Origin of the sequence: Specibacter sp. NPDC057265, assembly GCF_042668835.1 — a bacterium.
Taxonomy (GTDB): Bacteria; Actinomycetota; Actinomycetes; order Actinomycetales; family Micrococcaceae; genus Specibacter.
Window position 1 is genome coordinate 127,420 of record NZ_JBHUYE010000002.1, and the last position, 18,629, is coordinate 146,048.

Here is an 18,629-nt window from a genome sequence, read left to right on the forward strand (position 1 = left end):
CGCGCCGCCTTGAGAAGATGTCATGGAGCTTCTTAAGGCGGCGCGGGCCGGCAGGGTGCCTGCGGTTGGGCGGGCTGGCTACAGTTCCGAGGCGGGAACCCCGACGCCCAAAATGATGGGTTCAGCGCTCTTCACGGCCACCGGCGCGGCGGCAGGCACCACCGCGGCGGCACTGCTGTGCGGAGCCGAGCCCTGACCGTGCTGCACCGAGTCCACGGTCTCCACTGCAGTGTCGGCACCGCCTTGGGCGCTGCGTGCGCTGCGGTTCCGGCGTGGCCGCCGCGAACGGGCGCGGCCGCCATCCCCGGCGTCCCCGGGCACAGATACTGCCTGTTTTTCGCCGGCCACGGCCTCCACGCCGGACGTGGCGCCCTCCTGCACGCTGGGGGCAGCCAACTGGTCCAGGGCCTGGGCCAGACCCGCCAGCGCGGCCGCCTTGTCCACCGGGGTGGATTCGGCCAGCTCCCGGCTTTCCCCCCGGTGCCCACGGGGCAGCTCCACGGCTTCCCCGCCCAGGGTGAGGGTGGCGCCGTCGGACGCTGCAGCCGGTGTGGTTGCAATGGCGGCCCCCACCTGGCCGGCAGCTGCCGGCTCGTGGTGTGCGGCGGCAGCGGCGGCGGCAATCGCGGCCAGCGCAATGCGGGCCTCCTGGGCTTTCTGTACCTTGGCGGCGTCAGCTGCCGCATCCACTGCCGGTGCGGCCGGAACGTCATGGCCGGCTTCCAACTCCGCCTGCTGGGAGCGGTTGCGGTTGCGCTTGCGCTCGCTGCGGGTGGAGCGGTTGGCTGTGCGTTCCTGCTCGCGGGGCTCGTGCTTGGGCGCCTGGGAGGGGGCGGAAACCACCTCCACGGATGCGGCGTGGTTGCGGCGGTGCTCCACTGGAATCTCGTGGGTGACCATGCCGCGGCCTGCGCAGCTGGGGCATTGTTCGCCAAAGACCTCCAGCAGGCCGGTGCCCATGCGCTTGCGCGTCATTTGGACCAGACCCAGGGAGGTGACTTCGGCGACCTGGTGTTTGGTGCGGTCGCGGCCCAGACATTCCACCAGCCGGCGGAGCACCAGGTCACGGTTGGATTCCAGCACCATGTCAATGAAGTCGATGACGATGATGCCGCCAATGTCACGCAGGCGCAACTGGCGCACCACCTCCTCGGCAGCCTCCAGGTTGTTCTTGGTGACGGTTTCCTCCAGGTTTCCCCCGGAGCCGGTGAACTTGCCGGTGTTGACGTCCACCACGGTCATGGCTTCGGTGCGGTCAATGACCAGCGAACCCCCCGAGGGCAAGAACACCTTGCGTTCCAGGGCCTTGTTGATTTGCTCGTCAATGCGGTGGGCGGAGAAAATGTCCTCCTCGCTGCTCCACTTTTCCAAACGGTCCAGCAGATCCGGGGCCACATAGGTGACATACGCCTCGATGGTGTCCCAGGCCTCCTCACCGGAGACGATCAGCTTCGTGAAGTCTTCATTGAAGACGTCACGCACCACCTTGATGGTCAGGTCAGGCTCGGCGTACAGCATTTCAGGCGCCAGCGTCTTGGCCGACGCGGCCCTGTTGTTGATGCCTTCCCATTGGGCGCGCAGCCGGTTGATGTCGTTGGTGAGCTCTTCCTCGCTGGCACCCTCGGCAGCCGTTCGCACAATCACGCCGGCGTTCTCCGGCAGGTGGTCTTTGAGCACGCGCTTGAGCCGGTTGCGTTCGACGTCGGGCAGCTTGCGGGAGATCCCGGTCATGGAACCGCCGGGGACAAACACCAGGTAGCGTCCGGGCAGCGAAATTTGGCTTGTCAGGCGGGCACCCTTGTGTCCCACGGGATCCTTGGACACCTGGACCAGCACCGAGTCCCCGGACTTGAGGGCATTTTCAATGCGGCGCGGCTGGCCCTTGAGGTCCGCGGCGTCCCAGTCCACCTCGCCGGCGTACAGCACGGCGTTGCGGCCGCGGCCAATGTCAACAAAGGCCGCCTCCATGCTGGGCAGCACGTTTTGGACCTTGCCCACGTAAACGTTGCCAATCAGCGAATCCTGCTGGGTCTTGGACACAAAGTGCTCGGCCAGGATGCCGTCCTCCAGGACGCCAATTTGAATCCTGTCCTCACTTTGGCGCACCACCATGACGCGGTCCACCGATTCCCGGCGGGCCAGGAACTCGGCTTCGGTGATGACCGTGCGGCGGCGGCCGGAGTCGCGCGAGTCACGGCGGCGCTGCTTTTTGGCTTCCAGGCGGGTGGAGCCGCGCAGGCTTGTCACACGGTTGCTGGGGGCCGCCTCCACGGCTGCCCGGGGCGCCCGCACCCGGGTGACGGTGTTGGGCGGGTCGTCATCGTTGCCGCCACTGAGTTCCAGATCGGCATCGCCACGGCGCCGCCGCCGGCGTCGGCGCGAGGACACGCCCTCTTCGGCTGCCTCCGTCCCGAATTCCGCATCCTCGCCGCTTTCGGCCGGCTCGGCGGACTCCGTGGATTCGCCGCCACGGTTGCGGCGGTTGCGGCCGCGCCGGCTGCGGCGGTCACCGTCACCGTCTTCGCCGGCTTCGCCCTTGTTGTCCTCCCCCGCGCCGCTGATGGTGTCCCGTGCCACCACCACGGGCGTGGACAGGCTCAGATCAGGTGCCAAAAACAGCGCGGACATGCCTGTTGCCGGCTCCTGGAAAAGGGTGCCGCCCGCGGCGGAAGCGCTTGGGCTGCGGTCCGGTTCGGCCATGGGCGCCGCCGGCGTGGCTTCACTGTCGACGCCGGCATCGACGACGGCGGCAGCGGCTTCCTCCGGGGCGGGCGCGGCAGCCTGCGGGGCGCCGGTTGCGGCGGAACTGCGGCGGCGGCTGCGCACATTCCTGCCGGTCCCGGTGGACGCGGCGGCGTCGGCCGGGTCGGCGGCGGATTCCGGGTCAGCGGCGGCGGCTTCCGGGGTGGAGACCGCTGCGGCCGGGGCAACGGCCCTTCTTGACGCACGGCGGGCAGGCGCCTTGGCAGGGGCCGGGGCGTCCACGGGCTCCCCGGCATCTGCCGGCATCTGCTGCGCCTGCTTTTCGGGCACCTCAAGCTCGGGCACCTCAAGCTCCGTCGGCTCCGCGGAAATCCTTGGGACGGCGGCACTTTCCGCAAGGGGCTTGCCTGCCGGGGCCTTGGCTGCGCGGCGGCGGCGTGCGGGCGCCTTGGCAGGTGCCTGCCCTGCACCTTCGGCGGCTTCACCGGCTGCCGGGGCGGTGCCTGTGGACGCGGCGCTGGTGGTGGGAACAGCCGTGTCAACGCTGTTGCGGGGCAGTTCCTCCTGCGCTGCGGCGGGGGCCATGACAGGTGCCGTGGCCCGGCGGCGGACAGGACGCTTGGCCTTGGCCGCGGACCCGTTTCCGGCCTCCGCGGCTGTGGCAGAGGGGTCCGTGCCTTCCGGAAGCGGGGGCGCGGGGTCAATTGCAGAGTCGGCCGGGGCGGCGGTCCCGGCAGCGTCGGTGGCAGGTGTGGCCTTCTTGGCGCGGCTGCGCCGCACCGGGGCCTTTTTTACCGGCGCGGATTCGGCTGCCCCGTCAACGGCTGCCGAAAGGCCTTCCGTGCCGTCCGCAGGCTGCGTGGCGGCAGAGCTGGCGCGGCGTGGGCGCGTGGTTTTGGCTTTGGCGGGCGCGGCTGCGTTGGCGGTGCCGGCGTCGGGGGCCTGGGCGCCGTCGTCGCCATGGTGTGCTGCGTTGGAGGCGGACTGTTCATTGATCATAGGGGCGTTACTTTCGCGCCGCAGCAGCCACCCCCACATTGGGCGCCACGTGCGGCAGATGTGTCAGCCCCCGCAGGCGCTGACTGAAGTCGTCTAATTACTTTTCAGGCGGCACCAACTTCTGGGTGCGCAAGCTCGCAAAAAGCCAATGGTCTGCGCCAATATGTCTAAGCAGTGGATCGCTGCGCGTCTCTGGCAGCGTCGTCACCGTACAATCTGTGGGCGAACCATTGGACCGATGGGCGCATGTGGGTCGCCAACCAGCCAGCACCATTGTCTCATACGCTCCCGTCAACGGGGCTGTTCCAGACAGGGCGCGTTCGGATGGGCACGCTACAATCAGGACACCATTACCGGCCTCGATGAACAAGGGATCCCATGTCCAGCAGTAAAAACCCCACCGGCAGCCGCACGGAAACGGCCATGCCCGCCCTGGTGCGGGACAGGCCCTTTGGCTGGTTCCTGGTGATTGCCGGCGGAATTGCCTGGCTGGCATCCTTCATTCTGGTGCTGGAACGCCTCAAGCTGTACAGCGATCCGAACGCCACCATCAGCTGCGACGTCAACGCGTGGATTTCCTGCGGCGAAGTCATGAAGACGCAGCAGGCAGCCATTCTGGGTTTCCCCAACCCCTTCATTGGGGTGGTGGGTTTCGTGGTGGTGATCACCACCGGCATGGTCCTGCTGGCCGGCGCCCGCATGGGCCGCTGGTACTGGCTCGGTCTGCAGCTGGGCATCACCGCGGGCATGGCGCTGGTGGGCTGGTTCTGGTTCACTGCGGTGTACACGCTGGCCCTGCTGTGCCCCTACTGCATGGTGGTGTGGACCCTGGTGATTCCGCTGTTCGTCTGGATCACCGTGCGCAACCTGAACCACGGTGTCATCCCCGCCCCGCCGGCCCTGACCAAGGTCCTCAATGAGTGGGCCTGGGTTATTGTGGGCTTGATCTACCTGGGCACCCTTGCCTCCATTTTCTTCAAGTTCATGGCCTTGATCATCCCCTCCAACGCCTAGCAGGCAGGCACTAAAAAGGGCACCTCCCGCGGGAGGTGCCCTTTTTTAGTGCCGGAACATCAGGGGAACCAAATGCCAATTTCACGTTCCGCCGACTCCACCGAGTCGGAGCCATGCACCAGGTTTTGCTGGACCTTCAAGCCCCAGTCGCGGCCAAAGTCGCCACGGATGGTTCCGGGGGCCGCAGTGGTGGGATCGGTGGTTCCAGCCAGCGCACGGAAGCCTTCAATGACGCGGTTGCCCTCAAAGATGGCAGCCACGGCCGGGCCGGAAAGCATGAACTCCACCAGGGGCTCGTAAAAGGGCTTGCCCACGTGTTCGGCGTAGTGCTCCTCGAGCTGCGCGCGGGTGGCGGTGACCTTCTTCAGCTCGGCCAGGACGTATCCCTTGGCTTCCACACGGGCCAGGATGGCCCCGGACAGGTTACGGGCAACGCCGTCGGGCTTCACAAGAACCAGGGTGCGCTCAATGCTCACGGTAACTCCAATACATAGATGAGAAGGACAATGGCTAACAGTTTACGTAAGGTTGGGCCCCGGTGCGGCTTCCTCGGGATGAGCAGCCTCCCATGCGGCCTGTTCCTTGGCACGTTCCCGGTTTTCACGGTCAATCTTGGCCCCGCCGTACAAGGCGTACCACCAGGCGGCCGCGAAGAGCACACCCACCACGAACATGGCAGGTTCCCAGAAACCGCTGGCAATGAGCGCCAGCTGCAACAGCCAGCCAAAGGCAACGCCCCACGGCCGGCGCACAATTCCGCAGGTGAGGATGAGCAGCAGGGCCAGGATGCCGCCGGCTGCCAGGAAGGTGGCGTCCTTGTCATTGAGCCCAAAAAGCCCCAACCCTAAAAAGAGCGCCACAAAGGCTTCCAGCGTGAGCACCACGGAGGCGAACATCATTTTGGTGGAGCGCAGCTTCTTGGGCGTGTTGGGCCGCCAGTCACGCTGCGCCTTGGTCAACTTGGCCATGTTCTAGGCACCTTCCTTTTCACCGGGCCGGCCCAGCAGGATGCGGGCTTCGCCCACCAGGGTGATGGATCCGGTGATGAGCACCCCTCCGGCGAGGTCGTTGTTGGCTTCCGCACGTTCCACGGCCCACTCAATGGCGTCGTCAAGTTTCACGGCAATGTGGACGTCTTCCTCGTCCCAGCCCAGGTCCACCGCCATCTCAGCCAATTCCGCGGCCGGAATGGCCCGCGGCGAGCTGGATTGGGTCAGGGCGATCTCGGCGGCCTCTTCGCCGTAGGCCTCCTTGATGGCGCTGAGGATCTCCTGCGCATCCTTCTCCACCAGGACACCCAGGACCACCACCAGCTTGCTCAGGGCAAAGGACTCCTGCAGGGCCGCGGCACTGGCAGCGATGCCCGCCGGGTTGTGGGCGGCATCCACCACAATGGTGGGCGAGGTGCGCAGCACTTCCAGGCGCCCCGGTGAGGTGGCGGCGGCAAAGCCCTCCTGGACGAGTTCGTGGTTGAGTTCCTTTTCGCCACCGCCGAGGAAGGCTTCCAGCGCCGCCAGGGCCACGGCGGCGTTTTGGGCCTGGTGTTCACCATGGAGCGGCAGCAGGATCCCGGGGTAGCGTCCCGCCAAACCCTGCAGATCCAGCATTTGGCCTCCCACAGCCACAGTGCGCGCCTCCACCCCAAACTCCACACCCTCAAAGCGGAAACCGGCGTTGGCCTGGCGGGCCTTCTCCAAAATCACTTGTGCGGCGTCGGCATCCTGGGCGGCGCTGACCACAAAGGCGCCTTCTTTGATGATCCCGGCTTTTTCCTGCGCTATCAGCGCCGTGGTGTCCCCCAGCAGCTCGGTGTGGTCCAGGGAGATGGGGGTGATGACGGCAACCTGGCCGTCGCCCACATTGGTGGCGTCGGTGATGCCGCCCAGGCCCACTTCCATGACGGCCACATCCACGGGCTCGTCGGCGAAGATGGCGAACGCCAGGATGGTCAGGCATTCGAAGTACGTCAGGCGCACGTCGCCGGCGGCGGTGAGTTCGGCGTCGACCATTTCCAGGTAGGGGCGGATCTCGTCCCAAATTCGCACAAACGTCTCATCGCTCACCGGCGCGCCGTCAATGCTGATGCGCTCGGTCACCCGGGTCAGGTGTGGGCTGGTGTAGCGTCCGGTGCGCAGATCGTGGGCCAGGAGCCCGCACTCGATCATGCGCGCCGTGGACGTTTTACCGTTGGTTCCCGTGATGTGGATGATGGGGAAGGCCTTGTTCGGCTCCCCCAACACATCCATGGCCCGGAACAAGGGGGCCAGACGCGGCTCCATCTTGTTTTCCGGGGCACGGCCCAAAAGCTCGGCATAGACGCTTTCGACGGCGAATTCATCATGCTGGGCGTCCATTACGCCACCGTCCGTTCAACTGTGATGGTGGTGTCAACGTCACCGGGGATGAGTTCGAGCGTGCTGGTCAGGGTTTCAGCCTTCACCAGCTCGGCATTGGCGTGCAGGGCGTCAATGAGGTCCTGGGGTGCGCTGATGATGGTGCGCACGCGGTCGCTGACCTGCAGGCCGGTGTCCTTGCGGGCCTGCTGGATGGCACGGACCATGTCGCGGGCCGTTCCCTCCGCCTCCAGTTCCTCGGTGAGTTCGGTGTTGAGCACCACAAAGCCGCCACCGGGCAGCATGGCCACTGCCGTCTGGGCGCCGTCGTGGGCATCTTCGACCACTGTCTCCAGGGTGTACTCGGACGGTTCCAGCTCCAGCCCGCCCGCCGTGACGGTGCCGTCGCTGACCGACCAGTCCCCCGACTTGGAGCCCTTGATGGCCAGCTGGACGTTCTTGCCCAGGCGCGGACCGGCGGCACGGGCGTTGACCACAAGCTTCTGGGAAATCCCGAATTCCTCCGGAGAGGCCTCGGCGGCGTCCACGAAGCGGATGGAGCGGATGTTCAGCTCATCGGCCACGATGCCTGCCGCCTCCTGCAGGGCGGCGGCGTTGGGTGCCACCACCGTCAGTTCCTGCAGCGGCAGGCGCACGCGCAGCTTCGCGGCCTTGCGCAGGCTCGATCCCGTGGAGCAGATTTGCTGGATCCGGTCCATCTGGTCAACGAGTCCGGCATTGGCGGGGAACAAAATGGGGTTGGGCCAATCACCAAGGTGCACCGACCGGCCTCCGGTGAGCCCGCGCCAAATTTCCTCAGTGACCAGCGGCAGCAGCGGCGCCGCCACCCGGCACACGGTTTCCAATGCCGTGTACAGGGCGTCAAAGGCGTCGGCGTTCTCATCAAAGAAGCGGGTGCGGCTGCGGCGCACGTACCAGTTGGTGAGCATGTCCAGGTAGCTGCGCAGGGAATCGCAGGCACCGGAGACGTCGTAGCCGTCGAGTTTGGCCTGCATCCCACGCACCAGATCCCCGGTGTTCGCCAACAGGTAGGCATCCATGGGGTCTGTGTAGCCGTCGTAGCGCAGTTCGGCGTCGTAGCCGGTCCCGCCGTTGGCGGTGTTGGCGTAGAGGGTGAAGAAGCTGTACACATTCCACAGCGGCAGGATGACCTGACGGACGCCGTCGCGGATGCCCTGTTCGGTGACCACCAGGTTCCCGCCGCGCAGGATGGGGCTGGACATCAGGAACCAGCGCATGGCGTCGGAACCGTCACGGTCCAAAACCTCGGAGACGTCAGGGTAGTTGCGCAGCGATTTGGACATCTTCTGCCCGTCGGAGCCCAGCACAATGCCGTGGCTGATGACATTGCGGAACGCCGGGCGGTCAAAAAGGGCTGTGGAAAGGATGTGCAGCATGTAGAACCAGCCGCGGGTCTGCCCAATGTATTCCACAATGAAATCCGCCGGGTTGTGGGTGTTGAACCAGTCCTCGTTTTCAAAGGGGTAGTGGACCTGGCCGTACGGCATGGAGCCGGAGTCAAACCAGACATCCAGCACGTCCTCCACCCGGCGCATGGTGGATTGGCCCTGCTCCGGGGTGCGCGGGTCGTCCGGGTTGGGGCGGGTGAGCTCGTCAATGAAGGGCCGGTGCAAATCCACCGCACCGGCCTTGTTCACCGGCAGCCGGCCAAAGTCGGCCTGCATCTCGGCCAACGACCCATACACGTCGGTGCGCGGGTATTCGGGGTCATCCGACTGCCACACCGGGATGGGGGAACCCCAGTACCTGTTGCGGGAAATGGACCAGTCGCGGGCGTTGGCCAGCCACTTGCCGAACTGGCCGTCCTTGACGTTGCCGGGGATCCAGTTGATGTCCTGGTTCAGTTCCACCATGCGGTCCTTGAACGCGGTGACCTCCACATACCAGGAGGAGATGGCGCGGTAGATCAGGGGTGTGCGGCAGCGCCAGCAGTGCGGGTAGCTGTGCACATAGCTGGCCTGGCGCACCAGCCGGCCGGCATCCTTGACCACCCGGGTGATGGTCTTGTTGGCGTCAAAGACCTGCACCCCGGCAATGCCGGCCAGCGGGCCCTCGGCAAAGACCGGCAGGAATTTGGCGCCCTCGTCCACTGACAAAACCACGGGGATGCCATACTGCTCGCACACCTTCTGGTCCTCTTCACCGTAGGCCGGCGCCTGGTGGACAATGCCGGTGCCGTCGGTGGTGGTGACATAGTCGGCCACCAGGAACTGCCAGGATTTGCCCGTGCCGTACTTTTCATCGTCGGCAAAGTAGTCCCACAGGGGCTCGTACTTCAGCCCCTCCAGTTCGGAGCCCAAATACGTGGCGGTGACGGCGGCGGCCGCGGCAGCGCCGTCGTCGTACCCCAGGTCCTTGGCGTAGGCGCCCACCAGGTCCGCGGCCAGCAGGAACTTCTCCCCCGCAGCCCCCAGCGAAACCCCGTTCGGGCCCACGGGGACGACGGCGTAGCTCACCGCAGGCCCCACGGCCAGGGCCTGGTTGGTGGGCAGGGTCCACGGCGTGGTGGTCCAGGCAATGGCGGCCACCCCGGCCAGCTCCTGCGAGAGCGCGGATTCGCCGGCCACGATGGGGAAGGTGACTGTGACAGTTGCGTCCTGGCGGTCCTTGTACACGTCCTCGTCCATGCGCAGCTCATGGTTGGACAGGGGTGTCTCGTCCTTCCAGCAGTACGGCAGCACGCGGTAGCCGTTGTAGGTCAGGCCCTTGCTGTGCAGCTGTTTGAACGCCCAGAGCACCGACTCCATGTAGTCGACGTTGAGGGTTTTGTAGTCGTTCTCAAAGTCGACCCAGCGGGCCTGGCGGGTGACGTATTCCTGCCATTCCCCGGCGTACTTCATCACGGAGGAGCGGCAGGCGTCATTGAACTTGTCAATGCCCATGGCCTCAATCTGGGCCTTGTCCGTCATGCCCAGCTGCTTCATGGCCTCCAGCTCCGCCGGCAGCCCGTGGGTGTCCCAGCCAAAGCGGCGCTCCACCCGGCGTCCGCGCTGGGTCTGGTACCGCGCCACCAGGTCCTTGGCGTAGCCGGTGAGCAGGTGGCCGTAGTGCGGCAGGCCGTTGGCGAAGGGCGGGCCGTCGTAGAAGACAAATTCGTTGGAGCCGTCCTCGCCGGGCTCGCGGGCGTCAATGCTGGCCTGGAAGGTGCCGTCTTGGTCCCAGTATTTCAGGACCAGTTCCTCAAGCTTCGGGAAATTCACGGAGGAGGGGACGTGCTTGGATTCGGCGTGGAGGCCGGCGGCGGCTGAGGCCTTCGGGAAGTGGGTCATCACATCATCCTGGTGGTGGCGAACGGTGCAGGATGCAAGGACGGCTTGCGCCGCGGTACCACCTCGCTTGCCGTGCCCAGCTTTTACCCTGCGCGCGGCCGCTTGTTGACTGCTGTGACGGGCTTACCCGTCCGGTTCTACTGGCGCGGACCTTCGCCCGGCGTTCTTCCGGAAGCTCACCGGTGATGGCCGGGTCATAGCTTTGTCACTTATCCTACGGGATATTGCCGGACCGTGCGCGCGGGCGCCGGCCGGGGTGCGGGCGACGGTGTGGTCAGCGCCGGATGAGCTTGTGGGCGGCCGCCTGCGCCACGGGGCGGACGGTGATGTGGTCCAGGTTGATGTGGTGGGCAAGCCCCACCGCGTAGCCCACCACGTCCGCCACGTCCTCGGCCATGAGCGGCTCGGCCACGCCCTGGTAGATCCTTTGCGCGGCCTCCCGGTCCCCGCCCAGGCGGTTGAGGGCAAATTCCTCCGTCTGCACCAGGCCCGGCGCCACCTCGATGACGCGGATGTTGTGTTCGGCCTCCTCCAGGCGCAGGGCGGAGGTGAGGGCGTGCTGGCCGAACTTGGCGGCGTTGTAGCCGGAACCGCCCTCGTAGGCGGTGGTGGCCGCGGTGGAGGTCAGGTTCAAAATGGTGCCGCGGCCATGACTGCGCAGCGCCGGCAGGAAGGCCCGGATCAATTTCAGGGTGCCCATGACATTGACCTGGAACATCCAGTCCCAGTCCTCATCCCTGGCCGTGGCCACATGATCGGTGCCCCGCGCGCCGCCGGCAATGTTAATGAGCGTGTCAATGCCGCCGCTGCCGGCAAAGGTGTGGGCGGCAAACCCCACCAGCGCCGCCACGTCGTCATCCTTGGTGACGTCGCCGGCAAAGGCGGCGGCGCCGGTCTCGGACGCCAAGTGGTCCAGACGGTCCGCGCGCCGGGCAAAGGCGATGACGTTCCAGCCCTCGGCGCGGAGCCGGCGGACCGTGGCCTGGCCGATTCCGGAACTGGCGCCGGTGACCACTGCGTTTTTTGAGGAATTTTCAGGCATGCAACAAATGTAGCTGCTAGTGGCTGCCGTCCAGAAAGTCCAGCAGCACCGCAGCCTGGTTTTCCCGGGGGTCCCTGGCCCCGTAGAGCAGCACAAGCCGCGCTTGGGTGGCAGCAAGGTGGCGCAGCTGTGCCACGGCCGGGTTGTGTTCCAGCTCGGCCGTGTAGCGCTGGACAAAGGCGGCAAAGTTCTCCGGCCGGTGGCCAAAGGCTTTCCGGACCTCCGTGCTGGGGGCGATCTCCTTAAGCCACAGGTCCACCTTGTCCTTGCCAATGCCGCGCGGCCACAGCCTGTCCACCAGAACCCGGTATTCCCCGGCAGCCGGCTCGTCATAGACCCGCAGGATCCGCAGTGTGCCCATGGGACCAGCCTAGCTGGGGGCCGGGGTGTGTCAGGGCGGGAAGTGGGCGGCAAAAACCTCCCGCAGCTGCCCGGTGGGCGCGTCCAAGGGCAGGAAGTGCCGGCACTGCCACTGTTGGCTTCGCCGGGCCTGGGCGCTGCTGGTGGGCACCTGCGGCGGGTAGAGCCGCAGGGCCCGCTTCCCGCCCTGCCCGTCCACCGACAGCACCTTGCGCCCGGCCAGCTCCGCGGGCGGGAACAGGAACATTCCCCGCCCCGTGCCCGTGCCGGCAAGGATGGCAAACAGTGCCACGCCGTCGGCCAGGTCGAAGGGGCGGATGGGCCCCTTGACCGACCGCTGCCACAGGGTGGCAAACTGTCCGGCCTTCGTTGGCGTGGTTTTGGCGGCGCGGAACACGGTTCGGTGGCCGGCCAGGGTCAGGGTGTGGGCAGCGTAACCGGCACCCCCGGGCTCAACGGCGGCGTCGGCGGCCACCAGGCCGGCGCGCTGCCACAGCTCAAGTGCCTCCTCGGGAATTTTCACTTACCCATTCACCCTGAATCCTGGCTTGCGTGCAAGTCATGAAAGACTTGCCCCATGGCTGAAAACATTCCGGGCACAGACACGCCCGCACCCACCACAAGCAACGTTCCCGACAAACCCGCCCTGGAGGGCCTGGAAGAGTCCCTGACCCGGCGTTGGCTGGCGGAGGGCACCTACAAGTTCAACCGGGACACCACGCGCGAGCAGGTGTACTCCATTGACACGCCCCCGCCCACGGCATCAGGGTCCCTGCATGTGGGCCACATGTTCTCATACACGCAGACGGATGTGTTGGCGCGCTTTCAGCGCATGAACGGCAAGAACGTCTTTTATCCCATGGGCTGGGATGACAACGGCCTGCCCACCGAACGCCGCGTGCAGAACTACTACGGCGTGCGCTGCGACCCCAAGATTGCCTACGACGCCGACTACCGCCCGCCGGCGTCCCCGGCCAAGAACCAGCGCGACTTTGATGTCATCTCCCGCAAAAACTTCATTGAACTGTGCGAGGAGCTGGCGGTTGAGGACGAGAAGGTCTTTGAGCACCTTTTCCAGACCCTGGGCTTGTCCGTGGACTGGGAGCTGACGTACCGGACCATTGACGACCACTCCCGTGCCGTGTCACAGCGGGGCTTTCTGGAGAACCTGGCCGCCGGCGACGCCTACATGTCCGAAGCCCCCACCCTGTGGGATGTCACCTTCCGCACCGCCGTGGCGCAGGCCGAGCTGGAAGACAGGGAAATGCCCGGCGCCTACTACCGCTACCCGTTCTTCGCCGAAGACGGCAGCAAAATCTACATTGAAACCACCCGTCCGGAACTGCTCGCCGCCTGCTCGGCGCTGGTGGCCAACCCCGACGACGAACGCTACCGGCCGTTGTTTGGCCAAAAGGTCACCTCCCCGCTGTTCGGCGTGGAGGTGGAGGTGCGTGCGCATCCGCTGGCCAAGGCCGACAAGGGCTCCGGCATTGCCATGGTTTGCACCTTCGGCGACCTGACCGACGTCACCTGGTGGCGTGAACTGCAGCTGCCCACCCGCGCCATAGTGGGCCGCGACGGCCGCATCCTGGCCGACACCCCCGAATGGATCACCACCGACGAGGGCCGCGCGAACTACGCAGCCCTTGCCGGCAAGACGGTCTTCAGCGCCAAGGAGGCAGTGGTGGCCATGCTCGGCGAGGCCGGCCTGCTGGACGGGGAGCCGAAGAAGATCATGCACCCCGTGAACTTCTTTGAAAAGGGTGACAAGCCCCTGGAAATCGTCTCCTCCCGCCAGTGGTACATCCGCAACGGCGGCCGCGACGAGGAACGCCGCGAACGCCTCATCAACCGGGGCAAGGAAATCCAGTTCCACCCCGCGTTCATGCGCTCGCGCTACGACAACTGGATCTCCGGGCTCAACGGCGACTGGCTGGTTTCCCGCCAGCGCTTCTTCGGCGTGCCGGTGCCCGTGTGGTACCCGCTGGATGCCGATGCCAACCCGGACTATGACCACCCCATCCTGCCCACGGCCGCCATGCTGCCCGTTGACCCGGCAGCCGACGCCGCCCCCGGATACACCCAGGACCAGCGGAACGTCGCCGGTGGCTTCATTGGCGACGCCGATGTGCTGGACACCTGGGCCACGTCCTCGCTGACCCCGCAGATTGTGGGTGGCTGGGCCCATGACGAGGAACTGTTCGGCAAGGTCTACCCCTTTGACCTACGGCCCCAGGGCCACGACATCATCCGCACCTGGCTGTTCTCCTCCGCCGTGCGCGCCGACGCCCTGCAGGGCAGCGCCCCGTGGAAGCACGCGGCGATTTCCGGCTGGATCCTGGATCCGGACCGCAAGAAGATGTCCAAGTCCAAGGGCAACGTGGTGGTCCCCACCGATGTGCTCAACGACTTTGGCGCCGACGCCGTCCGCTACTGGGCCGCCTCGGCCAAGCTGGGCGCGGACACGGCCTATGAGATTGCGCAGATGAAGATTGGCCGCCGCCTGGCCATTAAACTGCTCAATGCCTCCAAGTTCGTGCTGAACCTGGGCGCCACGGAAGCGGATGTGCTTACCAGCGACTCCCCCGTGCTGGCGAACCCGCTGGACCGCGGCCTGTTGTCCCAGCTGGCCCAAGTGGTGGCCAGCGCCACGGCCGCGTTTGAGAAGTACGACTACGCCCGCGCCCTGCAACTGACGGAGAGCTTCTTCTGGCACTTCACCGATGATTATGTGGAGCTGATCAAGGACCGTGCCTACGGTGCCGGCGGCGAAGAGGGCCAGGCCTCCGTGCTGGCGGCCCTTGCCACCACCTTGGATTCGCTGCTGCGCTTGTTCGCTCCCTTTTTGCCCTTTGCCACCGAAGAGGTGTGGGGCTGGTGGCGCACCGGTTCGGTCCACCAGTCACAGTGGCCCACGGCCCTGGCCGTCAGCGACGGGGACCCCACCATGCTGGCGACCGTGGGCGAGGCCCTGGGCGGCATCCGCAAGGCCAAATCCGAAGCCAAGGTCAAGCAGCGCACCCAGGTGTTGACGGCCACCGTGAGCGCTCCGGAGGTGCAGGCCGCACAGTTGCGCGCGGGGCTGGGCGATTTGAAGGCCGCCGCGAACGCTGTGGAACTCACCGTGGCCACCGGCGACGGGGAACTGGGCGTCTCCGGCGTCGAGCTGGCACCCGTGGAGGAGCCCACACAGGCCCAGGCCTGACCCTGGGGGCTGGACGCCCCAGCTGTGAACCCCGCCGACGTGTCACGCCGGCGGGGTTCGCGTGTTTTCCAGGCCGTCGGAGCAGGCCTTTATGCTGCCCACGCCCCGCCAATGCAGGGCGGACCACTGAAAATGGGCCCTATCATTCCGGCAGGTGTGTCACTACAGTTGCATCAAGCGCATGACCCTGTTCATGAGGCTTTGCAGCAGCAACTACTATGGAAGGCCTGTCATGACAACAAATGAGGATTTTGCGGAGGATGTCCGTTCCGCGGACGTCAGCGACTGGTCCGATCTGGGTCAGCAGCTTTGGTCCTACCTCACCGGACGCGGGGCAGTGGTCAATTACAGCTTCATTGACATGTTGGTGGAAGTGCCGCGGGACATTGGCCCCGACGCCCCACGGGCAACCTGGAAGTTCAACGGCACCTTGCAAGTGACCACCAGTGACAATGAAAGCGTCCACGCAGTCGACCCCAAGCCGTAGGTGGGGCTGATGCGCTTCGACATTGATTTGCAGTTTTCCACCGAGCTGCCCGCCAAAGACGGCGCGGAGCCCACGGTGGTTCATGGCCGCGTCACCGCCGCGGGACAGGAAATCCATGTTCATGCCGACAGCGCAGCCCTGTTTGCCCTGGGTTCCCGAAGGCAGCTGCCGGCCCTGAGGAAGCTCGCGCAGACCATGGCACAGCATGGAATCATTGTGTCCGTCTCCATCCCGGAGGGAACCATAGTGAGCCTGGGTGCTGTGCAGGTCTCCGCACTGGCGCGCATGCTGACAAACTCCCCCCACATCAAGGTGGGAAAGTCACAGACCTGGGCGGCCATGCTGAAGGCACAGGCCAGCGGGGTTGCCGGATCCGGGCAAAGCCTGCTGCCGCCGTCCACGCCACTGCCCCTCTCCCCGACCTTCCAACGGCAGTACCGGATGAAACCCACCACCACCCACTACGCCCGCGGCGGGGGCCGGCCGCGCTTGTACTTTGTCCGTGACAGCGAAAGCTGGGACGGGCGTCCGCCCCAGGAATACAACCTCACCGCCGACACCACCGTCATAGGCAGCGGCCCGGAAGCGGAGTTGATGTTGCCTGAACTCTCGGCCTGCGCCGGCAGGATCGTCCATGACGACGCCGATGAGTACGTCTTTATTGCCGAGGACGGATACCCCAAGGCTGGGCGGGAACAAATTTTGCGCACCGGGGCCAGGCTGGTGCTCGGCCCTTGGCGGATGGTCTTCTTCCGCGAAGAGTACGCCGACCACGGCCGACCCTTTGGTGGCAGGACCGCCGGGGAGTTCTCCAAGCTGCAGCGGCCGCAATTTGATCCCAGGACCGGGCAAATCGAGTACGACGCCATCACCGGGCTCGGCGATCCGCGCCGGCCCAAATAAACCCGCAGTGCGCGGCGGGCCGGGACCTCCCCGGCCCGCCGCATGCAGGCAGGGCCCCTTTTGGGGCTGCGGCGCGAAACCGCTGTGCAGCGAAGCGGGGGCGTTCGCGCCGCTCGCTGGTGGAGCCGGGGAGCTTTCCACGCCCCGGGCCACGCGCCGGCGGACCCCGCCACTTCCAGGCGGCGTTCAGCCTCCGGTGGTGGACGCCGCCGAAATCCGGGCCAGCTTCCGCAGACCCTTGCGCGGTGGCACCCGCACCGGCTGGGGCCACCGGGGACCAAGGCTGTCACCCAGGGTGGTCCCGCGGAGTTTGCGTCCCAACAATGGCAGCACCCAGTCATTGAGCCACACATAATGTTCCAGCGCCCACGCCCGGATCCCCGGCCGTGGCGGCTGCTGCATGTGTTTGACCGCAATGTGGTGGTCCACCTCCAGCAGCTCCAAAACCTTCGCGGCCAGATGCTTGTGCCCGGTCTTGGACATGTGCAGCCTGTCCGGAGCCCACATGCGTTTGTTTGCGTACTCCCCAAACGTTGCATAATCCACCAGCAGGGCGCCGTATTTTTCTGCCATCAACCGCACCCCGCGGTTGTAGGCGTGGTTCTTGCGGCGCAAGGCACCCAGCAGCGGCGTCACCTCCACGTCGTAGCCGGTGAACAGCACCAAGGTGGCGCCGCTGTGGGCCAGGCGTTGGACCAGGTACTGGTACTGCGTCAAAATTTCCTGCACGGTGGTGCCCAGGTCCATGACGTCGTTGCCGCCGGCGTAAAGGGTGATCAACGTGGGGTCCATGGCGAGTGCGGGGTCCAGTTGTTCGGCAATGACATGCCGCAGCCGCTTGCTGCGAACGGCGAGGTTGGCGTACTGCCAGCCGGGCTCGGCCCTGGCAAGCCCTTCCGCCACACGGTCCGCCCAACCCCGGACACCATTGGGCAGATAACCGTGGGCGTCCCCCACCCCTTCAGTGAACGAATCCCCCAAGGCCACATAACGGCCGGGCATGCCCGCACCAGCTGCCTTCGCAGCAGCGGACCCACTCACCTAAGCATCCCCGGATGCCCGGGCAGGCCTTTCGCCATCCCTCATGCGCGCCAGTGGGATTGAGACAGCAGCTGTGGTTGTTTGGCGATGGCCTGGGCGTACAGTTCCACCAGTTGTGAACACACACTGAACCAACTGCTGCCTTGGACCTGCCGGCAGGCGGCCTCGCCGAAGGCGCGGCGTTTGGTCTCATCCCCCAGAAGGTCCGCCGCGTAGTCACGCAGTTGGGTCAAGTCCCCGGGGGCATAGAGCCAGCCGGTGCGTGAGGAATCCACCAAATCCACCGGCCCGCCACGGCCCGTGGCCACCACGGGGACGCCCGAGGCCATGGCCTCCTGAATGGTCTGGCAGAAGGTTTCCAGCTCGCCGGGGTGCACAAAGAGATCAAAGGACGCCATGGCATGCGCCAGTTCTTCCCCCTTTAGAAATCCTGTGAAGCGGGCACTGGGCAACCGCGTCTGCAGGCTTGCCCGCTGTGGACCGTCACCTACAATCACCAGCTTGGTATTGGGGATGCCGGCAAGCACGGCAAGGTCCTGGACCTGCTTTTCCAGTGCCAGGCGGCCCACGTAGCCAATGATTTTTTGGCCCTGCGGAGCATGGCGGCGGCGAAAAGCCTCGCTGCGCTTGCTTGGATGAAAACGTTCGGCGTCCACGCCCCGGCGCCACAACTCCACGCGGGGGATGCCGTGGCCGCGCAGTTTGTTGACGGAGTCCGTGGACGGGGCAAGGGTCGTTGTGGCGGCTTCGTGGATCCGCTCCACACGCTGCCACGCCCAATTTTCCAAAAACTGCAGTCCGTACCGGCCGGCGTAGGCCGGCACATCGGTCTGGTAGACGGCCACGCTGGGAATTCCCAGCTCATTGGCGGCCCTGACGGCGCGCCAGCCCAGCACAAACGGTGAAGCCAGGTGGACCACATCGGGCCGGAACTCGGCCAGCAGTGCCTTCACCGGCCCCACCCCGCCCACGGCAACCCGAACATTGCGGTACCCGGTGAGGGCCACCGCCGGCAGCCTGTGGATCTTGGCTCCCAAGACAACGCCCGGGGCATTTTCCAATGTCGAGGGGGCAATCACCAGCACCTGGTCTCCACGCATCTGCAGGTGCTGCAGGACTTTTAGTAGTGAATGGGTGACCCCATTCATCTCCGGCAGGAACGATTCAGCAACTATGGCAACCTTCACGCTTCGACTCTGACAACCTAAGGTGACAATCAATGCTGCCTGCG

At 65.9% G+C, this 18,629-nt stretch carries 14 protein-coding genes; 4 read left to right on the forward strand and 10 right to left on the reverse strand.

The genetic code is table 11. The features are described 5' to 3' along the window. Positions 1 to 78: 78 nt before the first annotated feature. Positions 79 to 3,702 (reverse strand): Rne/Rng family ribonuclease, encoded by a 3,624-nt coding sequence (locus ACFUCV_RS02555; RefSeq protein WP_380811700.1) that lies wholly within the window; start codon positions 3,700 to 3,702, stop codon positions 79 to 81. Positions 3,703 to 4,080: 378 nt separating this feature from the next. Here ACFUCV_RS02555 and ACFUCV_RS02560 point away from each other — a divergent pair, with 378 nt between their 5' ends. Further along, complete coding sequence (locus tag ACFUCV_RS02560) at positions 4,081 to 4,716, forward strand: vitamin K epoxide reductase family protein (protein ID WP_380811702.1); 636 nt, start codon at positions 4,081 to 4,083, stop codon at positions 4,714 to 4,716. Between the two features lie 59 nt (positions 4,717 to 4,775). Here ACFUCV_RS02560 and ndk read toward each other — a convergent pair whose 3' ends face one another. The 7 genes from ndk to ACFUCV_RS02595 all read right to left on the reverse strand — a co-directional run bounded on the left by ndk (position 4,776) and on the right by ACFUCV_RS02595 (position 12,285). Beyond that, positions 4,776 to 5,192, reverse strand: a complete 417-nt coding sequence (gene ndk / locus ACFUCV_RS02565; protein ID WP_380811704.1) for a nucleoside-diphosphate kinase — start codon at positions 5,190 to 5,192, stop codon at positions 4,776 to 4,778. 42 nt (positions 5,193 to 5,234) lie between these two features. Next, positions 5,235 to 5,684 (reverse strand): DUF4233 domain-containing protein, encoded by a 450-nt coding sequence (locus ACFUCV_RS02570; protein ID WP_380811706.1) that lies wholly within the window; start codon positions 5,682 to 5,684, stop codon positions 5,235 to 5,237. Between the two features lie 3 nt (positions 5,685 to 5,687). Next, a complete protein-coding gene (locus ACFUCV_RS02575) occupies positions 5,688 to 7,070 on the reverse strand; it encodes a bifunctional folylpolyglutamate synthase/dihydrofolate synthase (RefSeq protein ID WP_380811708.1) in 1,383 nt (460 codons plus the stop codon). Continuing rightward, positions 7,070 to 10,360, reverse strand: coding sequence for an isoleucine--tRNA ligase (ileS, locus tag ACFUCV_RS02580; protein ID WP_380811710.1), 3,291 nt, complete (start codon positions 10,358 to 10,360; stop codon positions 7,070 to 7,072). Before ileS ends, ACFUCV_RS02575 begins: the two co-directional genes overlap by 1 nt. Before the next feature lie 274 nt (positions 10,361 to 10,634). Further along, on the reverse strand, positions 10,635 to 11,402 hold the full coding sequence (locus ACFUCV_RS02585) for an SDR family oxidoreductase (protein ID WP_380811712.1): 768 nt from the start codon (positions 11,400 to 11,402) through the stop codon (positions 10,635 to 10,637). Between the two features lie 16 nt (positions 11,403 to 11,418). After that, entirely contained in the window at positions 11,419 to 11,763 is a 345-nt protein-coding gene (locus tag ACFUCV_RS02590; protein ID WP_380811714.1) for a DUF488 domain-containing protein, read from the reverse strand. A 30-nt stretch (positions 11,764 to 11,793) separates the two neighbouring features. After that, positions 11,794 to 12,285, reverse strand: a complete 492-nt coding sequence (locus ACFUCV_RS02595; protein ID WP_380811716.1) for a MepB family protein — start codon at positions 12,283 to 12,285, stop codon at positions 11,794 to 11,796. 54 nt (positions 12,286 to 12,339) lie between these two features. Between ACFUCV_RS02595 and valS the strand changes: the two genes are divergently transcribed. From valS to ACFUCV_RS02610, 3 genes are all read left to right on the forward strand, one after another. After that, on the forward strand, positions 12,340 to 14,967 hold the full coding sequence (valS, locus tag ACFUCV_RS02600) for a valine--tRNA ligase (protein WP_380811718.1): 2,628 nt from the start codon (positions 12,340 to 12,342) through the stop codon (positions 14,965 to 14,967). Positions 14,968 to 15,199: 232 nt separating this feature from the next. Then, positions 15,200 to 15,454, forward strand: a complete 255-nt coding sequence (locus ACFUCV_RS02605) for a hypothetical protein (RefSeq protein ID WP_380811720.1) — start codon at positions 15,200 to 15,202, stop codon at positions 15,452 to 15,454. 9 nt (positions 15,455 to 15,463) lie between these two features. After that, on the forward strand, positions 15,464 to 16,357 hold the full coding sequence (locus ACFUCV_RS02610) for an FHA domain-containing protein (protein ID WP_380811722.1): 894 nt from the start codon (positions 15,464 to 15,466) through the stop codon (positions 16,355 to 16,357). A gap of 186 nt (positions 16,358 to 16,543) precedes the next feature. Here the strand turns inward: ACFUCV_RS02610 and ACFUCV_RS02615 are convergent, their stop codons facing one another. Next, entirely contained in the window at positions 16,544 to 17,359 is an 816-nt protein-coding gene (locus tag ACFUCV_RS02615) for an SGNH/GDSL hydrolase family protein (RefSeq protein ID WP_380811911.1), read from the reverse strand. An 80-nt stretch (positions 17,360 to 17,439) separates the two neighbouring features. Next, positions 17,440 to 18,585, reverse strand: a complete 1,146-nt coding sequence (locus tag ACFUCV_RS02620; protein WP_380811724.1) for a glycosyltransferase family 4 protein — start codon at positions 18,583 to 18,585, stop codon at positions 17,440 to 17,442. Positions 18,586 to 18,629 lie beyond the last annotated feature (44 nt).